Annotated in this window: 20 protein-coding genes and 1 pseudogene; 14 read left to right on the top strand and 7 right to left on the bottom strand. The window is 66.5% G+C overall.

What is annotated here, in order from left to right; genetic code table 11:
* Positions 1-38: 38 nt before the first annotated feature.
* The 4 genes from AOK01_RS06325 to AOK01_RS06340 all read right to left on the bottom strand — a co-directional run bounded on the left by AOK01_RS06325 (position 39) and on the right by AOK01_RS06340 (position 6,286).
* A complete protein-coding gene (locus AOK01_RS06325; RefSeq protein WP_055509301.1) occupies positions 39-404 on the bottom strand; it encodes a hypothetical protein in 366 nt (121 codons plus the stop codon).
* The gene (locus AOK01_RS06330) at positions 401-4,867 is read right to left on the bottom strand and encodes an RHS repeat-associated core domain-containing protein (RefSeq protein WP_157871201.1); all 4,467 of its coding nucleotides are present in this window, start codon (positions 4,865-4,867) and stop codon (positions 401-403) included. The genes AOK01_RS06325 and AOK01_RS06330 overlap by 4 nt, the downstream gene beginning before the upstream one ends.
* A 288-nt stretch (positions 4,868-5,155) precedes the next feature.
* The gene (locus AOK01_RS06335) at positions 5,156-5,803 is read right to left on the bottom strand and encodes a hypothetical protein (protein ID WP_055509305.1); all 648 of its coding nucleotides are present in this window, start codon (positions 5,801-5,803) and stop codon (positions 5,156-5,158) included.
* A gap of 201 nt (positions 5,804-6,004) precedes the next feature.
* Positions 6,005-6,286 carry a winged helix-turn-helix domain-containing protein gene (locus AOK01_RS06340; RefSeq protein WP_055509307.1) on the bottom strand — a complete coding sequence of 94 codons (282 nt, stop codon included), beginning with the start codon at positions 6,284-6,286 and terminating at the stop codon, positions 6,005-6,007.
* 159 nt (positions 6,287-6,445) lie between these two features.
* Between AOK01_RS06340 and AOK01_RS06345 the strand changes: the two genes are divergently transcribed.
* The 8 genes from AOK01_RS06345 to AOK01_RS06380 all read left to right on the top strand — a co-directional run bounded on the left by AOK01_RS06345 (position 6,446) and on the right by AOK01_RS06380 (position 12,463).
* Positions 6,446-6,703, top strand: a complete 258-nt coding sequence (locus AOK01_RS06345) for a hypothetical protein (RefSeq protein ID WP_055509309.1) — start codon at positions 6,446-6,448, stop codon at positions 6,701-6,703.
* Complete coding sequence (locus AOK01_RS06350) at positions 6,700-7,056, top strand: hypothetical protein (protein ID WP_055509311.1); 357 nt, start codon at positions 6,700-6,702, stop codon at positions 7,054-7,056. The genes AOK01_RS06345 and AOK01_RS06350 overlap by 4 nt, the downstream gene beginning before the upstream one ends.
* Before the next feature lie 222 nt (positions 7,057-7,278).
* On the top strand, positions 7,279-7,947 hold the full coding sequence (locus tag AOK01_RS06355; RefSeq protein ID WP_055509313.1) for a hypothetical protein: 669 nt from the start codon (positions 7,279-7,281) through the stop codon (positions 7,945-7,947).
* A 14-nt stretch (positions 7,948-7,961) separates the two neighbouring features.
* On the top strand, positions 7,962-9,029 hold the full coding sequence (locus AOK01_RS06360) for a hypothetical protein (RefSeq protein WP_055509314.1): 1,068 nt from the start codon (positions 7,962-7,964) through the stop codon (positions 9,027-9,029).
* Positions 9,030-9,101: 72 nt separating this feature from the next.
* On the top strand, positions 9,102-9,407 hold the full coding sequence (locus AOK01_RS06365) for a hypothetical protein (protein ID WP_055509316.1): 306 nt from the start codon (positions 9,102-9,104) through the stop codon (positions 9,405-9,407).
* A gap of 2 nt (positions 9,408-9,409) precedes the next feature.
* Positions 9,410-10,645, top strand: coding sequence for a hypothetical protein (locus AOK01_RS06370; RefSeq protein WP_055509319.1), 1,236 nt, complete (start codon positions 9,410-9,412; stop codon positions 10,643-10,645).
* A 106-nt stretch (positions 10,646-10,751) separates the two neighbouring features.
* Entirely contained in the window at positions 10,752-11,669 is a 918-nt protein-coding gene (locus AOK01_RS06375; protein ID WP_055509321.1) for a hypothetical protein, read from the top strand.
* 38 nt (positions 11,670-11,707) lie between these two features.
* Positions 11,708-12,463, top strand: coding sequence for a hypothetical protein (locus AOK01_RS06380; RefSeq protein WP_055509322.1), 756 nt, complete (start codon positions 11,708-11,710; stop codon positions 12,461-12,463).
* Positions 12,464-12,543: 80 nt separating this feature from the next.
* Here the strand turns inward: AOK01_RS06380 and AOK01_RS06385 are convergent, their stop codons facing one another.
* Positions 12,544-13,107, bottom strand: coding sequence for a hypothetical protein (locus tag AOK01_RS06385; RefSeq protein WP_055509323.1), 564 nt, complete (start codon positions 13,105-13,107; stop codon positions 12,544-12,546).
* Between the two features lie 350 nt (positions 13,108-13,457).
* Between AOK01_RS06385 and AOK01_RS06390 the strand changes: the two genes are divergently transcribed.
* From AOK01_RS06390 to AOK01_RS06410, 5 genes are all read left to right on the top strand, one after another.
* Positions 13,458-13,760, top strand: a complete 303-nt coding sequence (locus AOK01_RS06390) for a hypothetical protein (protein ID WP_055509325.1) — start codon at positions 13,458-13,460, stop codon at positions 13,758-13,760.
* Between the two features lie 86 nt (positions 13,761-13,846).
* Positions 13,847-15,202, top strand: a complete 1,356-nt coding sequence (locus AOK01_RS06395; RefSeq protein WP_157871202.1) for an AAA family ATPase — start codon at positions 13,847-13,849, stop codon at positions 15,200-15,202.
* 34 nt (positions 15,203-15,236) lie between these two features.
* The gene (locus AOK01_RS06400; RefSeq protein WP_157871203.1) at positions 15,237-15,629 is read left to right on the top strand and encodes a hypothetical protein; all 393 of its coding nucleotides are present in this window, start codon (positions 15,237-15,239) and stop codon (positions 15,627-15,629) included.
* On the top strand, positions 15,622-16,260 hold the full coding sequence (locus AOK01_RS06405; protein WP_055509330.1) for a hypothetical protein: 639 nt from the start codon (positions 15,622-15,624) through the stop codon (positions 16,258-16,260). The genes AOK01_RS06400 and AOK01_RS06405 overlap by 8 nt, the downstream gene beginning before the upstream one ends.
* Positions 16,257-16,856 (top strand): hypothetical protein, encoded by a 600-nt coding sequence (locus AOK01_RS06410; RefSeq protein WP_055509332.1) that lies wholly within the window; start codon positions 16,257-16,259, stop codon positions 16,854-16,856. The genes AOK01_RS06405 and AOK01_RS06410 overlap by 4 nt, the downstream gene beginning before the upstream one ends.
* Before the next feature lie 93 nt (positions 16,857-16,949).
* Here the strand turns inward: AOK01_RS06410 and AOK01_RS06415 are convergent, their stop codons facing one another.
* Positions 16,950-17,249, bottom strand: coding sequence for a WXG100 family type VII secretion target (locus AOK01_RS06415; RefSeq protein ID WP_063792743.1), 300 nt, complete (start codon positions 17,247-17,249; stop codon positions 16,950-16,952).
* Between the two features lie 364 nt (positions 17,250-17,613).
* Between AOK01_RS06415 and AOK01_RS06420 the strand changes: the two genes are divergently transcribed.
* Positions 17,614-22,251: an FtsK/SpoIIIE domain-containing protein gene (locus AOK01_RS06420; protein ID WP_055509335.1), complete on the top strand. Its 4,638-nt coding sequence runs from the start codon at positions 17,614-17,616 to the stop codon at positions 22,249-22,251.
* 68 nt (positions 22,252-22,319) lie between these two features.
* On the opposite strand, the pseudogene AOK01_RS06425 reads toward AOK01_RS06420, so the two are convergent.
* Positions 22,320-22,965 (bottom strand): annotated as a pseudogene (locus AOK01_RS06425) (serine/threonine protein kinase); the annotation flags it as partial.

The following is a 22,965-nucleotide window of genomic DNA, read 5'->3' on the forward strand; positions in this document are numbered from 1 at the left end:
CGCCGTCTGAGAAGATCCAGAGAAATTCGTCAAATGGCTCATCCGTCGTCTCGTCCGCCCTGTTCGCCCTGTTCGCCCTTCAGGGTCCAGACCGGCGAGTCCTTGGACGGCAGTGGGTGGATCGACAGCTTGGTGAAGTCGATGGCCGCGTCGTCGTCCGCATCGCCCGTCGGGAGGCGACCCTCTTCGTCGCGCTGATAGTACGCGCCATAGGCCCAGAATTCGGGTAGCTCATGACACATGAGATCGGGGTATGCGGAGACCTCCATTTCTCCGTATCGTTCATTGATCCTCGCCACCGCCTCTGCGCGGGAAATACCGAAACGCTCCACCATTTCGCTCGCCATCTCACGAAAATAATCGAGCATTCCTTCGTCAAGCTGCAAAACAAATTCTGCCGTCACGATGTCGGAGGTCCTACTCGTCTATGAATTGAATTACTGAAGAGCTCGGCTGCCCGGTCTCCGAATATGGCGATCTGATGCCCGTCGAAGACGGCATCCTTACCCTTCAGGAAGGGCCCCGGGTTCATCAGCATCGGACCTTCGACCAGGTCGAAGTTGTGACCGGCGCCTCCCTGTCGATGATGCCTGATGAAGGACGCGAGATCATCACTCGGACCGTTGAATATCCTGCTACTCAAATTGTCCAGCTCCGCCCGGGGAACTCGGAAATGGATAACAGCAGGAACATCGCCATTACGTAGAGCGAGCCTCTTGGCCCAAGTAAGGGCCTGTCCTGGATCATTGGTCACATAGAAACCCCTACCGAAGTCCATCTTACGCGTGGAAGCAGAGACATCGATTCCGTTACGCATGATGTTGTCGGCGTGCTGCCCGATCGTCCCGTGATAGAGGTCCACCATGCACGGAGCCTTGAGCCCCAGCGGATCTGTCCACTGCAACGGGTTCTTCACATACGCGTGCTGGTTCGGTGCCGGCGTACGCCCCAGGGGATCAGGGCTCAAATAGCGTGCGGTGCCGGGCTCGTAGTAGCGGTGATGGTTGTAGTGCAGCCCGGTTTCCGTGTCGAAATACTGGCCCGGAAAACGCAAGGGACAGTCGACGAGCCTGTCACCACCGGCCGGTCCGGCCGGCACACCCCACAGCGTCGACGACTGCCGCCAGACGACACCCCCGTCCTCGTCGACCAGTTCCGTCGGCGTCCCGATGAGGTCGGTGACGATCGCGTAGAAGCGCTCGTCGATCTCTTCCTGCGGCGCACGAGGTCCGCAGCCGCGGACCCGCTGGCCGACCGGTGTGGTTCCGCTGTCCCAGTCCCACGACGTACTGACAACGCCGTCCGTCTGCTCCGCCAGCCGGTCACCGTCCCAGAAGAACGTGACCTGCTCGTCAACGGTCGTGCCGTCGTCGCCGAGCAGTTGCTTCGCCACACGTCTGCCGAGCGGATCGTAGACGTAATGCCAGTGACTGCCGTCCGGCGTACGGACGTCCGTGAGCTGGTCCTCGGCGTTCCACACGTACCGCCACTCACGCCTGCCGCCGGACAGCAGCTTCGTGACCCGCCGGACCACCCGCCCCTGACCGTCGTGCCGGTAGAACGTACGGCCCGCCCGGTCGATGAGGGTGCCCGAATACGTCCGGTCCCCAGGTCCCGCCTCGCCGTCGTCGCCCACCGGCGCCGACGTGCCGAAGCCCGTGAGATTGCCGAGGCCGTCGTACCGATACGTCTCGTCCCAGCCGACGCCGCCCCGTGCCGCCGTCACTCGTCCAGCCCGGTCGAGTTCGAAGGAACGCTCGCCGAGCCGCAGGTCGGACACCCCGACAAGGCCGCCGTCGACACCGTGCCGGTAGGTACGCCGCAGTACTTCGCCCGAGCCCGCCGACCTCAGCTGCTGCGTCGTCCGCAGGCGGTCCGCGTCCCAGTCGTACGTCAGACGCGCCGCATCGCCGAGTGTCCGTTCGATCTCCCGTCCCACGACGTCGTACTGGAAGGTGATGTCATGCTGTCCGAGCCGCTGCGTCAGCGAACGGCTCTCGGGCTCGTACGTCCAGTTCGTGACCGCGCCACTCGGCGTCCTGCGGGAAGTGCGACGCCCAGTGATGTCGTACTCGGTGCGGACCTCCTGTCCGTTCCACCGCTCCCCCAGGATTCGTCCCGTCGCATCGCGCTCGATACCGAGGGCGACCTCGGTGTTCTGTGCCTGGGTGAGCCTGCCGAGCGGATCGTAGGTGTACGTCGTCGTCGCGCCGTCAGCGTCCATGGTCACGACGTTGCCGAGCAAGTCGTGGCCGAACGCCGTGGTCTGTCCTGCTCCGTTGACACGCTCGACCAGTCGGCCCACGGCGTCGTAACGGTAGGTCAGTCTGCGGCCGTTGAAGTCCGTCTCGGCTGACAACCGGCCCACTGGGTCGTACTCGTAGTGCCAGACCTGCCCTGCGCCGTTGGTGACGCTCCGCAGCCGAAGCTCGGTGTCGTACTCGAAGCGCTCCAGCGTCCCGTCCTCGTTCTCGCGCAAGGAGCAGAGATCGAAGTGGGTGTTCTGGTACGTGGTCCGGCGGCCGGCCGACGACGAGTACTGAAGGGGATTGCCCTCCGCGTCGTACGACCAGCGCTCGGTGATCCCGTTCGGAAGCTCACGCCAGGAGATCTGACCCTCGACCGTCCATCCGACCCGGGTGACTGCCCCGAGCGGGTCGGTGAGTTCGTTGATCCGGCCGAAGGCGTCCCGCACGAAGGAACTCTTCGCGCCCAACGCATCCTTCGTGCCGACGACCAGGCCGGCCTCGTCGTTCACGACCGTCTGCTGACGGTGGCCGAGCGGGTCCAGGGCGCCGGTGAGACCGCCGCGCTCGTCGAACGTGAAGGAAGTCGTGGCACCGAGCGGGTCGACGACTGCCACCCGGTTGCCACACTCGTCGTAGACCGACTCCCATGAAGTGCCGTCCGGCTGCGTCACCTTGGTGATCAGACCGAGTTCGTTGTACTCGGTGAGGATGACGCCACCGTCGGGGCGGACGACCTCCGTGACATTGCCTGCCACATCATGGGCGTAATGCGTCGTGCGCCCGAGCGGATCGGTCAGAGCGGTCAACCGGCCGCGATCGTCCCAGGTACGCGTCGTGATGTGACCGAGTGGGTCGGTCTCACTGACGGGCCGGTACGCCGCGTCGAAGCTGTACGCAAGGGAATGTCCGAGGGAGTCGGTCGCGACCGTGGTATGCGTTTCGTCGTCGTACGCGTAGGAGTAGGCGAGGACGCCGTCAGCGCCGCCCGAGCGAACACACCGGTCGGCGTCGTCGTACGCGTAGCGGTACCAGCCGCCTTCTCTGCTCTGCCAGCCCGTGATCCGCTGCCGGTCGTCGTAGCTGTAGTGCTGGGGCACCGCGGAAGAATCGCTCACACCGGTGAGGCGGCCCTGCTCGTCGTACTCGTAGGTCGTGAGGCACGGCTGCCCGGGAGCGCTGAGCAGGGTGATGGCGGTGACGCGGTCCGAATCCGTGGTGACGCCGAGTCGATAGCCGCCGTGGTGAACCAGTTCTTTCGGGGAGCCGTCGGGGGCGTACCGGATATCGATGGTGTTGCCGTTGCGGTCTTCGACACCGGCCATCAGCAGTTCGTCCGGCCGGCCGTTCGGTACCCGCTTGAAACGCAGTGTCGTGCCGTTGTCCCGTTGCCACACGGTGATCTCGCCGTCGGGGGTGCCGTCCCAGCTCAACGGCCAGCTGGGGCCGACTATCGGCTGCGCCGGCTCGTCCGCTTCCGGGATGGAGTAGTACAGCACCGTGCCGTCGTCCGCGATGAATCGGATGCCCTCTTCATCGATCAGCAGGTGCTGGTCCAAGGTCGAGATCCACTCGGCGCCGAACCAGCGTCCGGCTCTCACTCCGGTCCGGTGGCTGCGTTCGACGACGAGCGGCAGAACGCCGGGCAACGAGACATCCGGTATCGACATCACCAGCTGGCCGGTGGCCATGTCGATCGGATCACCGCAGGTGAAGAGGTTCTTCATCTGACGTCCGAGACCCTGCATCCGCGGACCGAGACCCTTGAGCCCCATGGCCATGCCTTTGAGGCCCATCTTGCCAAGGCCCTTGAGGCCTTTGGCGAGCCCGCCGAGGGTGGTCAGCCCCTTCATGCCGGGTATGCAGTCAAGGGCGGCGAACGCCACATCCCACAGGGACGCCTGGCCCTTCATATATTTGTTGAGGGTGTCGGCGAGAACGACGAGCGCGGCGATCAGCACGATGGCGCCGAGGATCGGCCCCCCGATGATCAACGCGATGATGCCAAGGACAGCAACGACGACCTTGCACACGGCGACGATGGTGTCCCAGTTGTCGACGAACCAGTCCCCGACCTCCTCGTACCACTTACGGTTCTGAATCCCCGCGTCGGAAGCTTCGTCGAGCTTCCGCTTGGCCTCGCCGGCGGCCTCCTCACGCATCGCGCGAGCATCGCCGGCCATCTTCTTCGCCGCGTCCAGCGCACTCTGGGCCGTGGTCACATCCGACTGGGCGGAAGTGTGGGCGTCCTTGGCGCTCTGCGCGTCCCGGGTCGCCGCCCGGACCTTGGCCTCGTCCGGCTTCTCGACGTCCTTGCCGCCGGTTGGATCGTCCTTGTACTTGTCCGCTTCCTTGTTGGCCCGGGTCACCCAGGAATCGGCGGAGGACAGACGGGACTTGGCGGAGGAGAGATCGGCCTGCGCCTCACGGCCCTTCACGAGGGCCTTGTCGGCCAGAGCCTGTGCACGCTCCAGCTTCGGCCAGTACCCGGCCAGCGCATCCCCGGCCAGGTCGTACGACTTCTTCAGCTTCTTGAGATCCTTCGGAACCCCGGAGAACTCGTCCCGGAACACCTCAGCGGTCTTGCCCACCATCGTCAGGACGGCATCCTCCTCCGCCATCCCCTTCACCAGACGCAGGGCATCCTGCACGTCATCGGCAAAGTCATGCAGGCTCTTCGCCAGAGACTTCACCCGGACCGGATCCCCCGGCGTCGGATCCTTCTCCAGATCCAGCACATGCCAGTCCGTCGGCCGATAACCCGCCACGCCGCAACCCCCGTCACGCCAACCTCGTCAACCTCACGTACGCACAAGTGAAGTTACTGGTTACGGATGTTCGATGGAAAGGTCACGAGGGCAGTGGAGGTGGTGAGGGCGGCCGTGTCATCACGGCCCCGCTCCGCCGTCCTACTCCGCGAAACGGAACGTCGACGTGATCGCGTCGAAGATGTCGAAGAACGAGTCCGCGAGGTCGAGCACCTGGCTGCTCCCGGCGACGAGGGCGACCTTGCCCTCCTGCCCGGGCACGGGAACGAACGTCTGCATCAGTACGGCACGGATGGTGCGCTTGAGAGCGTCATCGGGTACGGGGATGTCCTCGATGCCGTACGTACGCGCGGCCGGGCCGACGCCAGGGATGTCGACCGTCGTGACCTTGCGCCACGCGTCGCCCTCCTTCTTGGCCTCTCGCACGGCGAGTTGGCCGGCCATGACCTGAGGGTCGGTGGAGAGGGGCTCGCCGTCCTTGGTACGCCCCCCGACCAGGGAGACGGTGATCGACCCGGTGATCGGCGTGTCGCCGCCGAAGCTCTCGGCCATGCAGCCGCAGTACAGCGCGCCCGACTTCCAGGCATCCGCCGCGGCCTTCTGCAGGAAGGCGGCGTACGTGTCCTTGTACTTCGCCAAGTCAGGTTGCTGTCGCACTCGTTCGGCGACCATGCGGCGGATCGAGTCGTTTCGCGACTCGGGCCGCACATCGAACTCCCACCACGACTCCGGCACCTTGATCCGAAAGCCACCGCGCTCGATGGTGAGCGTTTCCATGTAGCGGGCCATGTTGGCTGCTCTCCCCCGGTTCCGGCCGTTTCGACGGGGACGATCGTCCCATAGGACGTGCGTACGAACCTACGCGTCGCGGGTTCGTACGCGCAGCTCCGCATCCGCACAGCTGCACGAAGCGGATCGGAGGATGTCGTGGGGAGCGGAGAGGCAGCATGGCATGCCTATTTTCTGCCCGCGCGTGGTGAACGCGAACTTCTACGGCTCCTGGCCGTCATCTGTCGTCTCGGGGTACGCGCCGAAGGTGCCCTTCGCGGGGAGGGTGACGACGAGTCCGCGTTCGCGGAGTTCGCGGACAGCTCGGCGGGCGGTCAGGTAAGCGACCCCGTACTCCGTACCGAGGTCCCGCTCCCCCGCCAACCGCGCCCCTGGCTGCAAGTCCCCCGACGCGATCCGGGCAGCGATGTGGTCAGCCACCTGCATATAGACGTACGCGATCTTGTTCGGATCGATCGGTGAATCGCCTGTGTCTGCTGCCATGACTACCACCGTAAAACAGCACTGAGCTGCAGTAATAGTCCTAAAGCTGCAGACTGCTATGCACTGACATGCGCAGCAATGTAGGCTCACAACGTGAAATACCCCGGCGACGGCGGTAACCGTCCCGGGGCATGGCCAACGCTTACAAGGAGCGTCAACATGCTGGACCTTACCCTCCGTCTCCTCGCCAAGGTGCTGAATGTGTGCACCCCTCGCCCGCGCGGCCGTCACCGCCTGGGAGCACTCCCACCACTCCGGTTCACACCGGTCCCGCCGCCCCGTTTCGGCTCGCTCCGCGGCGGCCTCGTACCGGAACACCGCCGCCAGCGGGAACGACGCCGCGCTCCGTACCTCGCGACGGTCGGCGTCGACGTCGGCCCGGACCGCATCCCCGGCGTTCCGGTGACGGCCCGATGACGCGCCCGGCCGTGCGGATGTGCGCCCGCTGCCACCGCACGACGAGCAACCCGGTCCTGGTCCACGAGGTGCACGCGGCGACGGGCCCCGGCTTCAACGTCTACGCGTGCCCCGGGTGCGCCGACCAGTACCCGCCCATGACGGACGTACTGGACCTCCTGGAAACACCTCGCCGCCGCTCCCGCCTCACCCTGCGGGTCTACACGGTCGACACGCAGGGCACCGTGACCGGGGAACGGGGAGCGATCGAAGTCCGGACCGACAGCTGGGCCACCCCGTTGCCGCAGACGTCGGCGTATCCACCGTGCGGGTGCCCACGTTGCCGGGCGCCGGAGCGCAGCAGGGTTCAGTAGAACCGAGGCCCCTCGGGCCCCGGACGCGCGTCGGCGTCTGGGGCCCGAGGCATGTCCGGCGCCACTGCGTACTCAGACACGATCGGGTCACTTGCGCCATCGACTTGCCCCAGTTCCTCCACGTCCGACCGGCCATGTAAGGAAGTTCGCGGTAGCGAAACCGTCAGCCTCGCGGATACCGTCGCATCTCTCGAATGCGTCCAAATCTCACGGGGGTTCACTGTGAAGCGCCGCTCTTTGCCCGTTACCGCCGCGCTCGCCGCGACCGCAGCCCTGCTGCTCACGGCGTGTGGCGGTGGGGACGACAAGCCCAGCGACAACGACAAGATCGCCGGCGCCGACCAGGGCTCGAAGAAGCCGACGAAATCGGCGGAGCCGGCGGGAGCGTCGCAGGACAAGCCGGACGGTGTGGACGTGTCCCTGCCCAAGGACATGAACCTGGTCTTCGACTGGGACAAGCCGAAGGCGAAGAACGAGGCGGCGGCGATGGATGACGCCGCGAACTTCTTCCGTGCCATCTACCGGGGCGTCGACAAGCGCACAATCAAAGAAGCGGCCGTGACCACCTACGCCACCGGCGAGGGTTTGCGTTACGCGCAGGTACAGATCGGCGACAGGCTCGACGGCGACTGGACGGCCACTGGCACCCGGCGTTACTACGACGTCTCCACCCGGTCCGCCTCGAACGGCAAGTCCGTGGAGGTCGCGTTCTGCTCGGACGCGAGCAAGTTCTACGGCAAAGAGATCAAAACAGGGAAGGTCCTGAAGACCGAACCCAGCCCCAGGGACTTCAGCCTTTTCAAGGTCATCATGGTCAAGTTCCCCACGGGCGACGATCTGTGGCAGGCATCCAAGGTGTTCGTCGAGGAGAAGGCGGCGAAGTGCCAGTGAACGCAATACGGTGTATGCCTCTCAGCATCAGCACTGCTGCACTGACGCTGACCCTCGGCACCCTCATCCTCGCGGCACCGGCCCATGCGGGCGAGGACCCTGCCGATGGCCACGGTGCCAGCACCGACCAAAAGGGCGGCAGCGACGACGACGGCATCTACGCCGCGGCCAGCGTCCAGTACTCCGGAGCCGTGACAAAGAGCGGCGGCGCCGGGAACGTAGCCTCTTCCGACGTCAACTGGACACCGCCGTCCTGCTGGTACGCCCCCTACCTCGGCGCCAAGGACTTCAAGAAGAAGATGTCCGGCACCATCGAATCGTATAAGAACAACCCCGACATCACCGGTTCGGCGGGCTCGGCGGTCGGTGAGATGGAGCGCCACTACGAGGACGACTACGGCTGGACCGACACCCCCGGTTACAAGGACTACAACGTCGACAAGGACGGCGAGGGGATGTTCTGGGCCGGTGTCGAGAACCCGAACGAGCCGGACTACCTCAAGCGGACCTCGTGCTCCGACCTGCCCTTCTGGGTCGACAACGGCGAGGCCCCGCCGCCGCAGTACGAGGAGGCCATCACCTCGGAGATGCTGGCGGCTCTCGCGTACCAGCACATGGAACTGCCCGGAACCAAGGTGACTCTGGCTCCCGAGGCGATCACCAAGGTGAACCTGCCGACCTGGGCGTGGCTGGACAAGGCCGTGTTCGACGAGGTCCAGGCGACGGCGGCCATCAACGTGCCCGGGTTCAACATCCAGGCGACGACAACCGCGAAGCCCAAGTCCCTGACGCTCAGCCCGGGTACGGCGGACGCGACGACGATCCCCGCCGACGGCGGGTGCCCCATCGTGGACGGCAGGATCGGTGAGCCGTACGCCAAGGGGAAGGCCGGGGAGACGCCTCCCTGTGGCATCGTCTACCGCCGTTCGTCCGGCGGCGAAACATTCCCACTCAAGGCGGCACTGACCTGGGAGATCAGCTGGACGGGCACGGGCCAGGCGGGAGCGGTCGACATGCCGGACGGCACGATCGAGGCGGTCCAGAACATCACGGTCGAGGAGATCCAGTCGGTCAACCGCTGACCACCCTTCTCCTTCCACCACCCTCCGGCCGATTCCCCCACCCTCAAACACTCAGAAAGCCCGGACCACACCATGAGTGACCTGCGCCTTGAGGACACCGTTTTCGAGGACCTGAAGAAGACCTTCGCGACGATCAGCGACCGGATGGACAAGGCACGCCGCACGCTCCGCGGAACCGACGGCTCCTCGGTCGGCGAGAGCGGACTCATCGAGGACGTGCACGAGTTCGCCGACGAATGGGGCTACGGAATCAAGCAGCTCGGCAAGCACACGCAGGGCGCCGTGAAGATGATCAACAAGATAGGTGAGGAGTTCGGCAAGCTCGACCACGACCTCGCCGAGTCCCTCAAGACGAAGACGAAGAAGAAGGGCAAGTAGACGTGGCCGGCAAGCGCCCCGGCTTCCCCCACATAGGCTGGGATCCGACGCCGGGAGACGTCGAGGACACCCGGGATCTGGCCAAGAAACTCGGGGGCCTGGCCGGCGATCTCGGCACCACCCTGCGCGAGTTGGAGCGGATCGAGGCCGGTGCCTGGAAGGGCAAGACCGCGGTTGCGTTCACCGAGTACGTGGGCAAGGACGTCACGCCACTCATCCGCAAGAGCCACGACTCCTTCGACAAGGCGTCGCGCGCCCTGCACCGGTGGGCGAACGAACTCCAGGACTTCCAGGACGAGGCGAACCGCCTGGAGAAGTCAGCGGGCGAGAAGCTGGAGGCCAGGGAGACGGCCCAGCAGAAGGCCGACGAGAAGGGCGACGGCAAGGGCAGCGAGGAACTCGGCAAGGCCTCCGGCGCGGTCGACGAGGTCACGGGCAAGGTCCACGACCTTGAGGACCGCTACAAGCGGGCCGCCGGAAGGATCAGCAAGGAACTCGACAGGGCCGGCGACATAGCCCCGGACGAGCCGGGCTTCTGGGACAAGCTGGGCAAGGGGATCGCGGACAGCTGGGACGCCACCGGCGACTGGCTCAAGGAGCACGCCGACCTGATCAAGACGATCGGCGACGTGCTCGGAGACATCACCGCGGTGCTCGGCATGCTGGCCATCGTCACGCTGCCGTTCCCGCCCCTCGCGGCCATCTTCGGCACGGCCGCACTCATCGGCGCGGGGCTCACGCTGGTAGCCCATGGCGTGGCCAAGGCCGCCGGCGCGGACGTGAGCTGGGCACAGCTCGGACTCGACGCGGTGGGGCTGCTGCCGGGCATCGGGATGTTCGGCAAGGGGATCAAGGTGGTCGGAGCGGCCAAGGCGGCGACCACGGCGGGCAAGCTGGGGGCGGGTTTTCGGTCAACCAAGATCGCCGGTAACACACGAGTCCTGTTGTCCTTCGGCGATGATTCCGCGGGCATCATCGGAGGGCTCGGCAAGCCTGGCTTGGTCAAGATCGGAGGCACGTCCGAACACGTCTACGAGGTCGCCCATGCAAGCAGCGGTCTGATGTCGCGCATGGGAGGCATCTCTGTCGCGGGTTATCACCAAGGCCAGTTGATCGGTTCCAAGGGGGCGAACCTCATCCCCGGGGTGGCCATCAATCCGTTCGGCGCCGGCGCCATGGCCGTCGACGCCGGCCTCAAAGTTGCGCCCAAGATCTACGGACATGTGGCTGGTGACTAATTCGGGACATCCGCCTCGGACAGCTGAGTGTTTGACACGGCGTGGCAAGGTGGCGTGCGAAAGCATTCCGGTCCCCCACCTATCGTCAGGGAGGATTTGCATCGACATGAATGTCTGGCAGCCCGATTCGGGCGAAACGCTTCTCACCCGCGCTCCGGTTGCCTTTGCCACGGGCGAGGCAATGCGTGTCAGTGGAATGCGATGGTTTCGTGACACTCAGCGCAACGACATTCAGGATGAACTGGTCGGGTGGCCCGCCGGACCGGAATACACTGCCCGTTCAACGGGCAGCACAGTCGCACGAAATACCGTCAAGGGTGCCGCAATCGCCGCGGGCGTCGCCGTCCTGGGCTTCCTTTCGTCTCACGGCGGCAATGTCGGAGGCACTCCGGGCACCGGTCACGGCACGAACACCTCGCACGACCATGCGGACGAGGTCGACGACTTCCCTGTCATGTGGGCGGCGCCGGGTACCATCGCCCGTACCCTGCCTTGGCAGCTGGACCCCGGCCGCTCCTCCGAGAAGCGTTACCGCACACACGCGGTGGTCACCGACCGTCGACTCGTGATCGTGGGATTCCCCAACGTCAAAGGCAACGACCGCCTCATTGACGACGAGTTCCTCTGGGAAATCCCCCGGTCCGCCATCACGAAAGTTGAACTGCGAAACTTCAAAATCGGCCACGACGCGAAGATTTTCTTTACGGATGGTTCATGGTGCAGGCTGGGCAGCGTGAGCCGGGAGAGACTGACCCGGTACCTGATCGAACCTCCTGACTTCATTCCACTGGCATCCCTCACAGCGGCGCAACGAAACACCGCAGAATCCTTTGCGTTGGCCCAGGCACCCGATTCCCAGCCGCCGCTGGTGAAGCGAAACCCGTGCGGCTGTTTCCGTATCGAGGTTCTGGCACCGAGCACAATCAACGCGCTCTTCGGCCACTCCGGCCTGGACACGGTCATGGATGAACAGGGCAACGAACTAGAACTCACGGAGTACCACCCGGAAGACTTCCTGTCCTGACACTCGCCGCACACGACCAGAATGGCCCGCCACTTCACATGAGTCCCGCCGCCGACTCCGCGAACACCCTGCACGTCAGCCCCGCCGACGGGACCCTCCCGCCCCTCTGGTTCCTCGCCCCGGAAGGCTTCTTCGCCCTCCCCATCGCCGCCACCGCCGAGGAACGCAGCGAACGCGCCCTGTCCTTCGTAAGGGAGTTGTACTCCCGGGGTGACGAAAGCATCTGGGAGCCCGCCGCTCCCTATTACGCGGCAGTGGCCGAGCTCATGGGGGACACCGGTGTCTCCTACGCCGCGATGGGTCTGTTCTCCACGGCGGAGGAGGAGACGGAAGAGACAGGGGCCGCAGACGGGGAAGTGGTCAGGCACGAACCTTCCGACGGCGTCGCCCAATGCGCCCTTTCCATAGCCATCGCCCCCACGGACCAGGCCGAACCCGATCCGGACGTCATCGCTCAGGGCATTCTCGCGACGCTCTCCAACGACCCGTACAACGACGCCATCTGGCTCGACCTGCCGTGCGGTCCGGCGGTCTCCTGCATCACGGTGCGCGAGTACAGCCTCGGTCCGGAAGTTACGGCAAGCGGCGAGGAGACGTCGCTCGTCACCGGTCAGATCCAGGTCCATGTCCCCTTCCCCACGGGCCCGTTCACTGCGGTCTTCACCCTTTACACGGCTTCCATGGACCAGTGGTCCGAGATCTACGGGTTGATGACCGCGGTCCTCCAGACGGTGTCCTTCGTGGATCCCATGGAGGAGCCGTCCGCGAACACGATCGCCTCTCCCAGTTCCTGACAAGATCTAGTGGAGGGCAGTCGGCTCCGCCGACGACGTGCGCAGAGTCGAAGCCAAGGCTCACGAAGACACCCGCCCGGTCAGCTCCGCCGCGCAGCCGCCCGACTCCTTCCCTTGCCCTTCTTGCGAAGCTTCCGTAGCCGCTGCCGCTCACGTGCGTTCCGCTTCTCCTCTCGCGAGTTCACCGCACGATGGACAGCCCACCCGACCAGCCCGGCTGTCAGAAGATGAGCGACAAGCGCGGTGCCCGAGCCCGGAATGTACGAGCAATGCTCCTCGGACGAAGGGCAGTTCTTCCCCGGCAGAGATCCCAACAGGTACATCAGCACCCCGAACGCCGTGCCCCAGCAGACCGTCATGCCCACGATGCGCGCCGCTCGATGCAACCGGGTCGTCTTCGTAGCCTGATCGCAGAACCACAGCCCAGCGAAACCGCCGAAGGCGGTGACCAGCCCGAAGGTGAACCCGAGCCCCCAGGCACCGCCCAGCCAGTCGAGCAGGGCAGGCGCCGTCTCCCGCACAAACCGCTTGCCGGTTCCGAGGATCCACAGTCCCACGGCGGCCATGCCCAGCAACACGAGCGCTCCGACCGCGAGCCCGACCCCCTCGCGAATCTGAAATTTTCCGTCAGTCTGTCCGGTCAACGGTGGCTCCCCCTGTCCCTCAGCCGACGCATAGACGGCATATTTGATGATTCGGTGAGTCTTCGACCACAAAGCCCGCACCAACACTTCACCCAAGTCGGCGCCGGTGGAGGGCCGACTTGCCGCTCGAACGCGTCAACCAGGGGAGCGCCATTCACCCGGTGAGGTCATTGCACTTTCGCTCCAGGCCCGCACTGGCGAGATCCCGCACCTCACAGATACCGTCGTCCCCGTTGCCGCCAAGCCTGCCACGTCCGCTCGGTACGGTGCAGGGCAACGGGAAGAGCAAGTCTCGCCGTCCCGCCAGCCGTTGCTACCGAACCAACTCACGTCACGGGGGTACGTTACCAATGGGGAAAGATGCCGACCTCAGGGTCAATGCCGAGCTGCTATCGGAATCCGAGTCCCGACTCAAGAATCTAAAGAGGGAATTCAACAACCTCGGGAACCGGGCCGACGATATGCACTCCCACTGGGGCAGTAGTGAGATCGCAGACTCCATGGACGAATTTGTGGACAACTGGGACGACTACCGAGCGAAAATGATCAATAGCATTGATACCGTGGGCAAGCTGGTCAAATCAACCATCGATGGATTCGGTGGACTGGACGGGGACTTGGCCAAAGGCTTGCAAGAGGGCAAGAAGAAGTAAACTCCTGCCCGTCGTGCGCCCGGACCTGCACCAGCGCACCAGCCGCGAACCGGATTCGGCAAGTTCAGCAAGGGGGAGACGCAACAGTGGCCGCACCAGCCAGAGTCAGGCCGCGTGAATGGCATCCGCTCGCAGAGTCCGACCCGGTCCCCGGGGATGCCGAAGAGATTCGCGCTGAAGTGAAGCACATGAAGGGCGTCGCGGAGTCGCTCCGTGAACAGTCCCGATTGCTGCGCGGAATCAGCGACGACGACGAGCTCAAGGGAAAGTTCGCCGCAAAGCTGAAGGATGAGTCAGGCGCCCTGGAGAAGCATCTGCGCGAGGTGGCCGGCCGCTACGAACGCGTACACGGTCATTTGAGCAACTGGGCCAATGACCTGGAGCACTACCAAGGCGAAGCCGACGCCGTTCTGCGCAAAGCCCAGGAGAAGCAGGACGAGGTCGACGCGGAGAAAGCCAAAAAAGGATCTGCGGACGACAAGGCAGCCAAGCCGTCCGAAAGCGGAACCGAGCAAGATCCACTGCAAGGATTCCGCGACCAGCTCGACCGCATCACAGGCGATCGCGACGAACGTGCGCGTCACTACGCCAAGAAGATCCGCGATCAACTCGACGACGTCATCGAAGACAGCTGGTGGGACAACGTCAAGGGCTGGGTCCACGAGAACGCGGACTGGATCAAGGTCGTCATTGACGTCCTGGGGTGGATCGCAACCATCGTGGGCGTCATCGCCATGTTCGTTCCCGGCCTCAACATCGCAGTCTTCCTGGTGGTCGCGGGACTTCTCGTCCTGGGTACCAGAGTTCTCCTCGTGGCCTCCGGCGACGCCAGCTGGATGGACGTCGCCATGGACTCCATCGGTCTGGTCACCATGGGTATGGGACGGCTCGGGGTGTCCCTGCTGAAGGGCGCCAACGCCTCCACCAAGGTGGCGGCCTCACTGTCCCGTGTGGGCAAGCTCAAGGACGGTATCCGAGCCAACTCTCGCTTCATGGACGAACTCGGCCGGCTCGCCGCCACATCCTCGGACGACGCGACCAAGATCTTCGCCAAAGAGATGCGGCTCTTCGTCCGCAAGAAGATCCTCGACGACGCGGGCCGGGTGTCCATGGATTCCCCGCAGCTCAGCAAGCTCGCGAAAGCCGCTCACCTGGGCGATGACGAGGCCGCCGGCCTGTACGCCAACATCGCGAAGAACGGGGAGGCATTCCCCGAGGCGGTCTCGGCCGTCGCACGTGTCGGCTCGAATGCGGGGTACGGCCTGTCCCTCGCCGGCGCGTATGTCGGAACCGCCGCCGACGTCATCGACAAGAGCCTCGGGCAGAGTGACGCCATCGCCGCCGCGCACGACGCGTTGGGCACCGCGGACAAGCCGTTCAGCGAGACCTACAACGACTGGAAGGCGAACACGTGGCTACCACCCGTCGACACGCACTGGTAGGCCGTCAGGACGCCCGAGCAAAGGTCGAGAACTGATGCCCCCCAACCAATCACCGCCCACCTCGTCAGTGGTGACCCGCCTCGGCGGCGGTGTCGTGGCAGCGGCGCGGCTGTGCGTCATCGTTCCTGCCGTCTTCATTCTCGTGTACTTCCTGCTGGCCGTCGTGAGCCCACAGTCATTCGTGCACGTCTGGGTCTGGACGGAGCGAGCGGTGGTGTCCGCAGGCATCCTCGGAGTCTTCTGGATCTTCATTCGGCATCCCTGGCACAGTCGGCGACCGGAAGGCCTCACCCACGCCCTCCTCGTCTCCGTCGCTCTCCTGCTGCCGGCGTTGGTGACAGGGTTCTGGCCGGCCGTCATCGGTGCGTTCGTCACTCCGGTACTGGTGGCCGGCTCTGTCCTGGTGGAGAGGTTCCGGCATGCCTGAGGTCTCCGACGACGTACGTACGTCCACGATGCCAATCGGCTACCGGCTGGTCCCACCGCCGGGCTGGGACATGATCCCGCTGCGCGACGGCGCGGCCGAAGCCGTCAAGCGCATCGTCGACCGGGGCGTGAGCCAGCTGTCCGAGGAAATCCCCAAGGACGACGTCATCAAGGCGCGTCTGGAACTGATGAAGCGACTCAACAAAGCGGTGCAGCAGGCACGCAAGGCAGACGGGCTCACGCTCTACCTGCCGGTGGAGCGAATTCACGGCACTCTCATCGCCGCCTCGATCGTCGTCTCGGAAGCGCTCACCGGCCCAGGAACAGGAACCGGAAGCGGGCAGGTCGTTGCTCACCTGCTTGCGGACGGAGCGGGTAGCGAGCCGGTCTCCGTCGACGGAGCCGACGGAGTCCGCGTGGACAAGACCGTGGCCGCCGACCCGGATCGGGAAGTGGAGCACTCCTCCCGCCGCATCGACTATGTGCTTCCGGTCCCGGAATCCAGCGTCGCCCAGTGGGTGACAGTCTGCTTCAGCACCATCGCCGACGGGAACCCCCACAGCGAGTTCGCCGAAGTCCTCGTCGAACTCTTCGATGCCGTGATGACCACGTTCCGCTGGAGCTATTCGTGATCTTTCTTGAAACCGATTCGGATCCCACGGAATGGCTGCTCATGCCACTGAAGTGGGACAGCTCCGACGAACGTCAGGACTGGGCACAGAAGAACGCGGACATGCTCTGGCGGCTGCGCGAGAAACGGCCCAAACGGCGTGAGATCCGCGCGCTGGCAAAGCGGCTGGACATGCTGGCGGAAGGAATTCCCGGACGGGTTCCCGCGCACCAGGTCTTCCTCTACGCACCGGACCCGCGTCGCGTCCCGCTGGCCTTTTTCGCCGTCACAGTTCCCGCCGAGGGCGACCGTCTGGCGCAACTCCGCGAGGCGGTGCAGGCGGATCGGGACAGCCCGGTGCGCCCGACCGAGGTGGACTCATTCACCACCGAGCGGCTGGGCGAAGGGCTCCGCTCCCTCCGGTACTGGGGCTCCCGCGAGGGTGCGCTGATGATGTCACTCAACTTCGCATGGCGTTCCGAGCAGTTCGGCATCGACCTGTCGGTACGTACAGTGGCCGACGATCCCGGTTGGCTGGCGGCCCACCTCGACGAGGTGGACGTCTTTGCGCGGAGCTTGTGGCTGACATCCGCCGCTGAGGACACGCCACCCGCCTGACCGAGCGGTACGGCGAGGGCCACAAGTCCCTCGCCGTACCGCTGCTCGGCAGCCCAAGTCACCAGAGGCAGTCGAAGTCACCCGGAGGCAACCTCAGCCCTTGACACCCTTGGCCAGCTCGTCGTCCAGGTCCTGGTACGCCTTCGCGGCGCTCGTGAGGAACTTGGACATGCCCGTCAGGCCCTCGATCGTGTCCTTCGCGCCCTTCTTGAACTCCGTGAAGGCGTCCTCGAAGGCCTGCGAGCCCTTGCGGGTGGTGTAGCCGTCCTTGACGAGGCCCTGGATGTAGCGCTCAAGGGCGTCGAGCTTCTCGTCGATCTTGTCCTTCGCATCGGTCAGCTTGGTAGCTGCCTTGTTCATCTCGTCATATGTGATATCTGCGTCTTTGGCCATGTGGCGTCCTCCGTAACAACTCGACTTGCCGCAGGGCCAACCCCCGTGGCTCCCGTTGCGGATGATGCGATCGTCCGCTCAGCCTGCAGCTTACGCAGGACGCTTGCAGCCGCACACCCCGGATCCTGCAAGAGACTTCGGGGAATCAGCACCTACGCCGTTGCCTGTGGGAAGGGTGGAGCGGATATCGTCACTGGGCAGTATTCGGCAGCATGAGGCGCTCGACAGGCAGCCGACCGGCGGTCGGCCGACGGTCGACCAGCGACCGGCATGCGGCCGACATGCAGCCCGCAAGCAGTTCAGTGGTCACTGTGGTGCGCGGTCCGTCGGGGACCGCGGCCCAGGGGTTTCGGGGAGGACGATCGTGCGCCTGACTCTGACCGTCGTCGATCCGCTCGGCGGCGCCAGCGCCGACGTGGTGCTCGACGCGGATCCTGAGTCCTCCATGGGGGACATAGCGAAGGAGCTGGCCGCACACGTCGGCTACAGCGGCGGGGCGCAGATCATCCCCATCGGGCAACACGGGCAGCACGGACAACATGGGCAGTATGGGCCGCAGCCCGGCGGCGGTGCGCCTGTCGCGTACGTCGACGGCCATCCCGTCGACCCGAGTGCCACCGTCGGGACCTCGGCGTTGCGCGAGGGCGCCGTCGTCAGCCTGCACGACCCCGCCGGGTGCCTGCCCGGCGAGCCGACCGGGCTCGTCGAACTGCGCGTGGCGGGCGGGCCCGCCGCCGGCTCCGTGCACCGGCTCGGCATCGGGCGCTACGACATCGGCAGCGGCCCCGCCTCCTCCGTCCGCGTCGACGACCCCGAGCTCGCCGCGCGAGCGCTCACGTTGTCAGTTGCAACGGACGGAACATGCCAGGTCGCCCTGCACGGGGACGACAAGGACAAGGAAGGCGTCACACTCGACGGTGAGCCGGTCAAGGGGACGGACTGGCCGCTCGGGGCCCAGATCGCCGTCGGCAACACCCTCTTCGAACTCGACCGGTACACCCCGCCGAACGCCGCGCTGAAGTGGTCCGAGGACGGGACCGGCCTCGACTACAACCGGCCGCCCCGGCTCCAGCCCCCGGAACGCCAGACCCGGTTCAAGCTGCCCGCCCCGCCGCATGACTTCGAGGCCCGGCCGCTGCCCTGGCTGATGGCACTGACCCCGCTCGTCGGCGCCGTCGTGGCCGTGATGATCTTCGGGCGCTGGTACTACCTGATCATGGCGTTGCTGAGCCCGCTCATCCTCTTCGGCAACTACTTCATGGACAAGAAGCACGGGCGCAAGTCCCATGCCAAGCAGGTCAAGGAGTACAAGGAGCACAAGGAGCGGATCGAGAAGGACGCGCAGGACGCCCTCATCGACGAGCGCCTCGACCGGCGGCAGGCCGTACCCGACCCGGCCGCCGTGCTGTCGATGAGTACCGGCCCCCGTACACGCCTGTGGGAGCGCCGCCGCACCGACGCCGACCATCTGGTCATCAGGGTCGGCACGGGGCAACTGTCCTCCGAGGTCGTGCTCGACGACCCCGAGCAGGACGACCACAAGCGCGAGGTCACCTGGAAGATCGAGGACGCCCCCGTCGCCGTACCGCTGCGCGAGCGCGGGGTCGTCGGGATCGCGGGGCCCGGCGACTCGGCGCAGGCCATCGGGCGGTGGATCGTGGCGCAGAGCGCCGTGCTGCACAGCCCGCTGGACGTACAGTTCTACGTCCTCACCGAGACCAGCGCCCAGAGCACGTGGGACTGGGTCCGGTGGCTGCCGCACTCCCGGCCCTCCGGCGCCCAGGACACCAACATCCTGATCGGTACGGACGCCGAGACCGTCGGCGCCCGTATCGGCGAACTGACCCAGCTCCTGGACGCCCGCCAGAAGGCGGCCAAGGAGAACGGCCGCCAGTCCCACTTCACCGACCCGGACATCGTGGTCGTCTGGGACGGCTCGCGGCGCCTGCGGTCCATGCCCGGCGTCGTACGACTGCTGCGGGAGGGCCCTGCCGTCAGCATGTACGCGATCTGCCTCGACGCGGAGGAGCGGTTCCTGCCCGGCGAGTGCCAGGCCATCGTCATCGCCGAGCCCAAGCCACAAGAACACCAGGGACACCAGGGACACCAGGGACAGGGGCATCTGGAACGCGGAACCGCCGCGTCGGCCGGCCGCGGCTATCAGGCCGGCCCCGGCGGCTTCCCCTCCTTCCAGGCCTGGCACACCGCCGAGGCCGACGACCAGCAGGAGGGCGACCAGAAGCCGCTCGAACTGCGGCTGCGCGTCGAGCAGACGGGCACGGCCCGGGTCAGGAACGTACGGCCGGACTTCGTGTCCTCCGCCTGGTGCGCCCGCCTCTCCCGCGCCCTGTCCCCCCTCCGCGACATCAGCGGCGAGACGGAGGACTCGGCGCTGCCGGGCTCCAGCCGGCTGCTCGACGTGCTCCAGCTGGAGCCGCCGACGAGTGACGCGATCTCCGCCCGTTGGCGCATGGGTGGGCAGTCGACGATGGCCGTCGTCGGTGAGTCGTACGACGGGGCCTTCGGCATCGACATCCGGCGGGACGGACCGCACGGCCTGATCGCCGGAACGACCGGTTCCGGCAAGTCGGAGCTGCTGCAGACCATCGTGGCGGCGCTGGCCGTGGCCAACACGCCGGAGAACATGACGTTCGTGCTGGTCGACTACAAGGGTGGCGCCGCCTTCAAGGACTGCGTCAACCTGCCGCACACCGTCGGCATGGTGACCGACCTCGACGCCCACCTCGTCGAGCGGGCCCTGGAGTCCCTCGGCGCCGAACTGCACCGGCGCGAGCACATCCTGGCCGCCGCCGACGCGAAGGACATCGAGGACTACCAGGACCTCGTACGCCGCGAGCCCTCGAACCGGCCGCTGCCCCGACTCCTCATCGTCATCGACGAGTTCGCCTCGATGGTGCGCGACCTGCCCGACTTCGTGACGGGACTCGTGAACATCGCCCAGCGGGGCCGTTCGCTCGGTATCCACCTGCTGCTCGCCACCCAGCGCCCGAGTGGTGTCGTGTCGCCCGAGATCCGGGCCAACACCAACCTCCGTATCGCACTGCGGGTGACGGACGGCGGCGAGTCGAGCGACGTCATCGACTCGCCCGAGGCCGGGCACATCTCCAAGAACACACCCGGCCGCGCGTACGTCCGGCTCGGACACGCCTCGCTCGTACCCTTCCAGTCCGGCCGCGTGGGCGGCCGGCGGCCCGGAGCCGCCGACCCGCAACTGCTCGCGCCCTGGGCGGGACCGCTCAGCTGGGCGGACCTGGGACGGTCCGCACTGGTCAAGCCCAAGGTCGAGGCGCGCCAGGAAGAGGAGATCACCGACCTCAAGGTGCTCGTCGACGCCGTTCGCGACGCCAACACCTCACTCGGCATCCCCTCGCAGCACAGCCCGTGGCTGCCCGCGCTCTCCGAGACACTGCTGCTCGACGAGGTCGAGGTACCGGCCGTCGCCGCCCTGGCGCCGGGCAAGCTGCCCCCGGCCCCGTTCGGCGTCGAGGACATCCCCGCCGACCAGGCACGCCGTCCGGTGCTCGTCGACTTCTCCTCCTTCGGGCACCTCATCGTGGGCGGTGCGCCCCGCAGTGGCCGTTCGCAGATCCTGCGGACCCTCGCCGGCTCCCTCGCCCGCACCAACTCCTCGGCGGACGTGCACCTCTACGGCATCGACTGCGGCAACGGCGCGCTCAACGCCCTGACGCGGCTGCCGCACTGCGGGGCCGTCGTCGCGCGCAACCAGACGGAGCGGGCCGTACGGCTGGTCACCCGCCTCAAGGGCGAGTTGACCCGACGCCAGGACCTGTTGTCCGACAAGGGGTTCGCCGACATCGGCGAGCAGCGGGCGTCCGTCACCGAGGAGGAGCGCCTGCCGCACATCGTCGTGCTGCTCGACCGGTGGGAGGGCTGGCTGCCGACGCTCGGCGAGTACAACCACGGAGAGCTGACGGACGAGTTGCAGACGATGATGCGCGAGGGCGCGAGCGTCGGGATCCACCTCGTGGTCACCGGTGACCGGCAGGTGCTGCTCGGCCGGATGGCCTCGCTCACCGAGGAGAAGTACGGTCTGCGGCTCGCCGACCGTTCCGACTTCACGATGCTCGGCATCAACGCGCGCAAGGTACCGGAGGAGATCCCGCCCGGACGCGGCTTCAAGAACGAGTCGGCGATCGAGACACAGTTCGCACTGCTCTCCGACGACGTGACCGGGCAGGGCCAGGCCGCCGCGCTCGCCGTGATCGGCGAGGCCGCCGCGGCTCGTGACGCCGAAGTCCCGCGTGCGCGGGGGCCGTTCAGGGTGGACTCGCTGCCCTCCCGGATCGGCTTCACCGAGGCCTGGGAGATGCGGGACCCGGCGGTCGCGCAGTCCCGCATGTGGGGCCTGGCGGGCATCGGCGGCGACGACGTCATGGCCTTCGGCCCGGACCTCTCGCAAGGGGTGCCGACGTTCGTGGTCGCGGGTCCGGCGAAGTCCGGCCGCAGCACGGCACTGCTGAACCTCGCCCGCTCGTACCTCCTCCAGGGCGTACGCCTCGTCATCGCGGCCCCGCGCCCGTCGCCGCTGCGCGAACTCGACGGCCAGGACGGCGTGTTGAAGGTCTTCACCGACGACGACATCGAGAGCGACGACTTCAACGAGGCGATCGAGTCGGCGAGCCCGGAGGAACCCGTCGTGGTCATCGTCGACGACGGTGAGGTCCTGGAGGACGCGGACTGCGAGCGCGAGTTGAAGCGCCTCGTCCAGCGCGGCGCCGACCGCGGTCTCGCCCTGGTCATCGGCGGTGACGAGGAGGAGGTGTGCAGCGGCTTCTCCGGCTGGCAGGTCGAGGCCAAGAAGGGCCGCCGCGGTCTCCTGCTCTCCCCGCAGGACTCCGGCGCCGGCGAACTGATCGGCATCCGTACGACCCGCAGCATGGTCGGCGGACCGGTCACCCCCGGCAAGGGCATGCTGCACCTGGGGAACGGCGAGACGGTCACGGTCACCGTGCCGCTGTAGGAGTCCCGTTGACACGTTGACGTGTTGACGTGTTGACGTGTTGACGNNGTGCGGCCCCCCCCGCCCGGCTACTCGACCTTGGACATGCGGGCCACCGGGTCCCCCGCCTCCGCGTTGTCAGTCTCGTAGCGCAGGTCCGTGTCGGTCGGGGTCAGGCGGACCTCGTGTCGGCCCGTCGTGCACTTGGACGTGGTGGACGGCTTTGCCACGCTCGTGGCGACCAGTCGGCCCGCCGCGACCTTCTTGAGGAAGAGGTCGGTTTCGCAGGTGCCGCCTATGAGGTCGGTCTGGCGGAAGGTGCCGAGCCGGTCGCCCTTCCCGGCCTGGTGGACCGTGACGCGGAACGTGCCCATGGGGAGCTTGCCGTCGAGGGCGAAGCCGTCGCCCTCCCAGGTGCCGAGGTAGGACTTGGGCACGGCGGAACGCGCGCCGGCCCCGGGCCCCGGGTCCGCGGCTCCCGCGTCGGCGCTGTCCTCCGAGTCGCTGCCCGGCAGCAGGTCGAACACGAACACCGAGCCGAACGTCACCGCCGCCAGCGCTCCCGCCACCGCGAGGGCGACCGTGCAACTCAGCTTGCGGCCCCGGCCTCCCGCGCCCGGCACGGACGTCGCGGCCACGCTGACGGACACCTTGCCGGCTGCCGCGGCGGCCGGACCCACGGTCGAACCGGCGGTCGAACCGGCGGCTTCCCGCGGTGCCGGCACATGGGTGGGA

The sequence above is a fragment of the Streptomyces aurantiacus genome, assembly GCF_001418335.1.
GTDB classification, from domain to species: domain Bacteria; phylum Actinomycetota; class Actinomycetes; order Streptomycetales; family Streptomycetaceae; genus Streptomyces; species Streptomyces aurantiacus.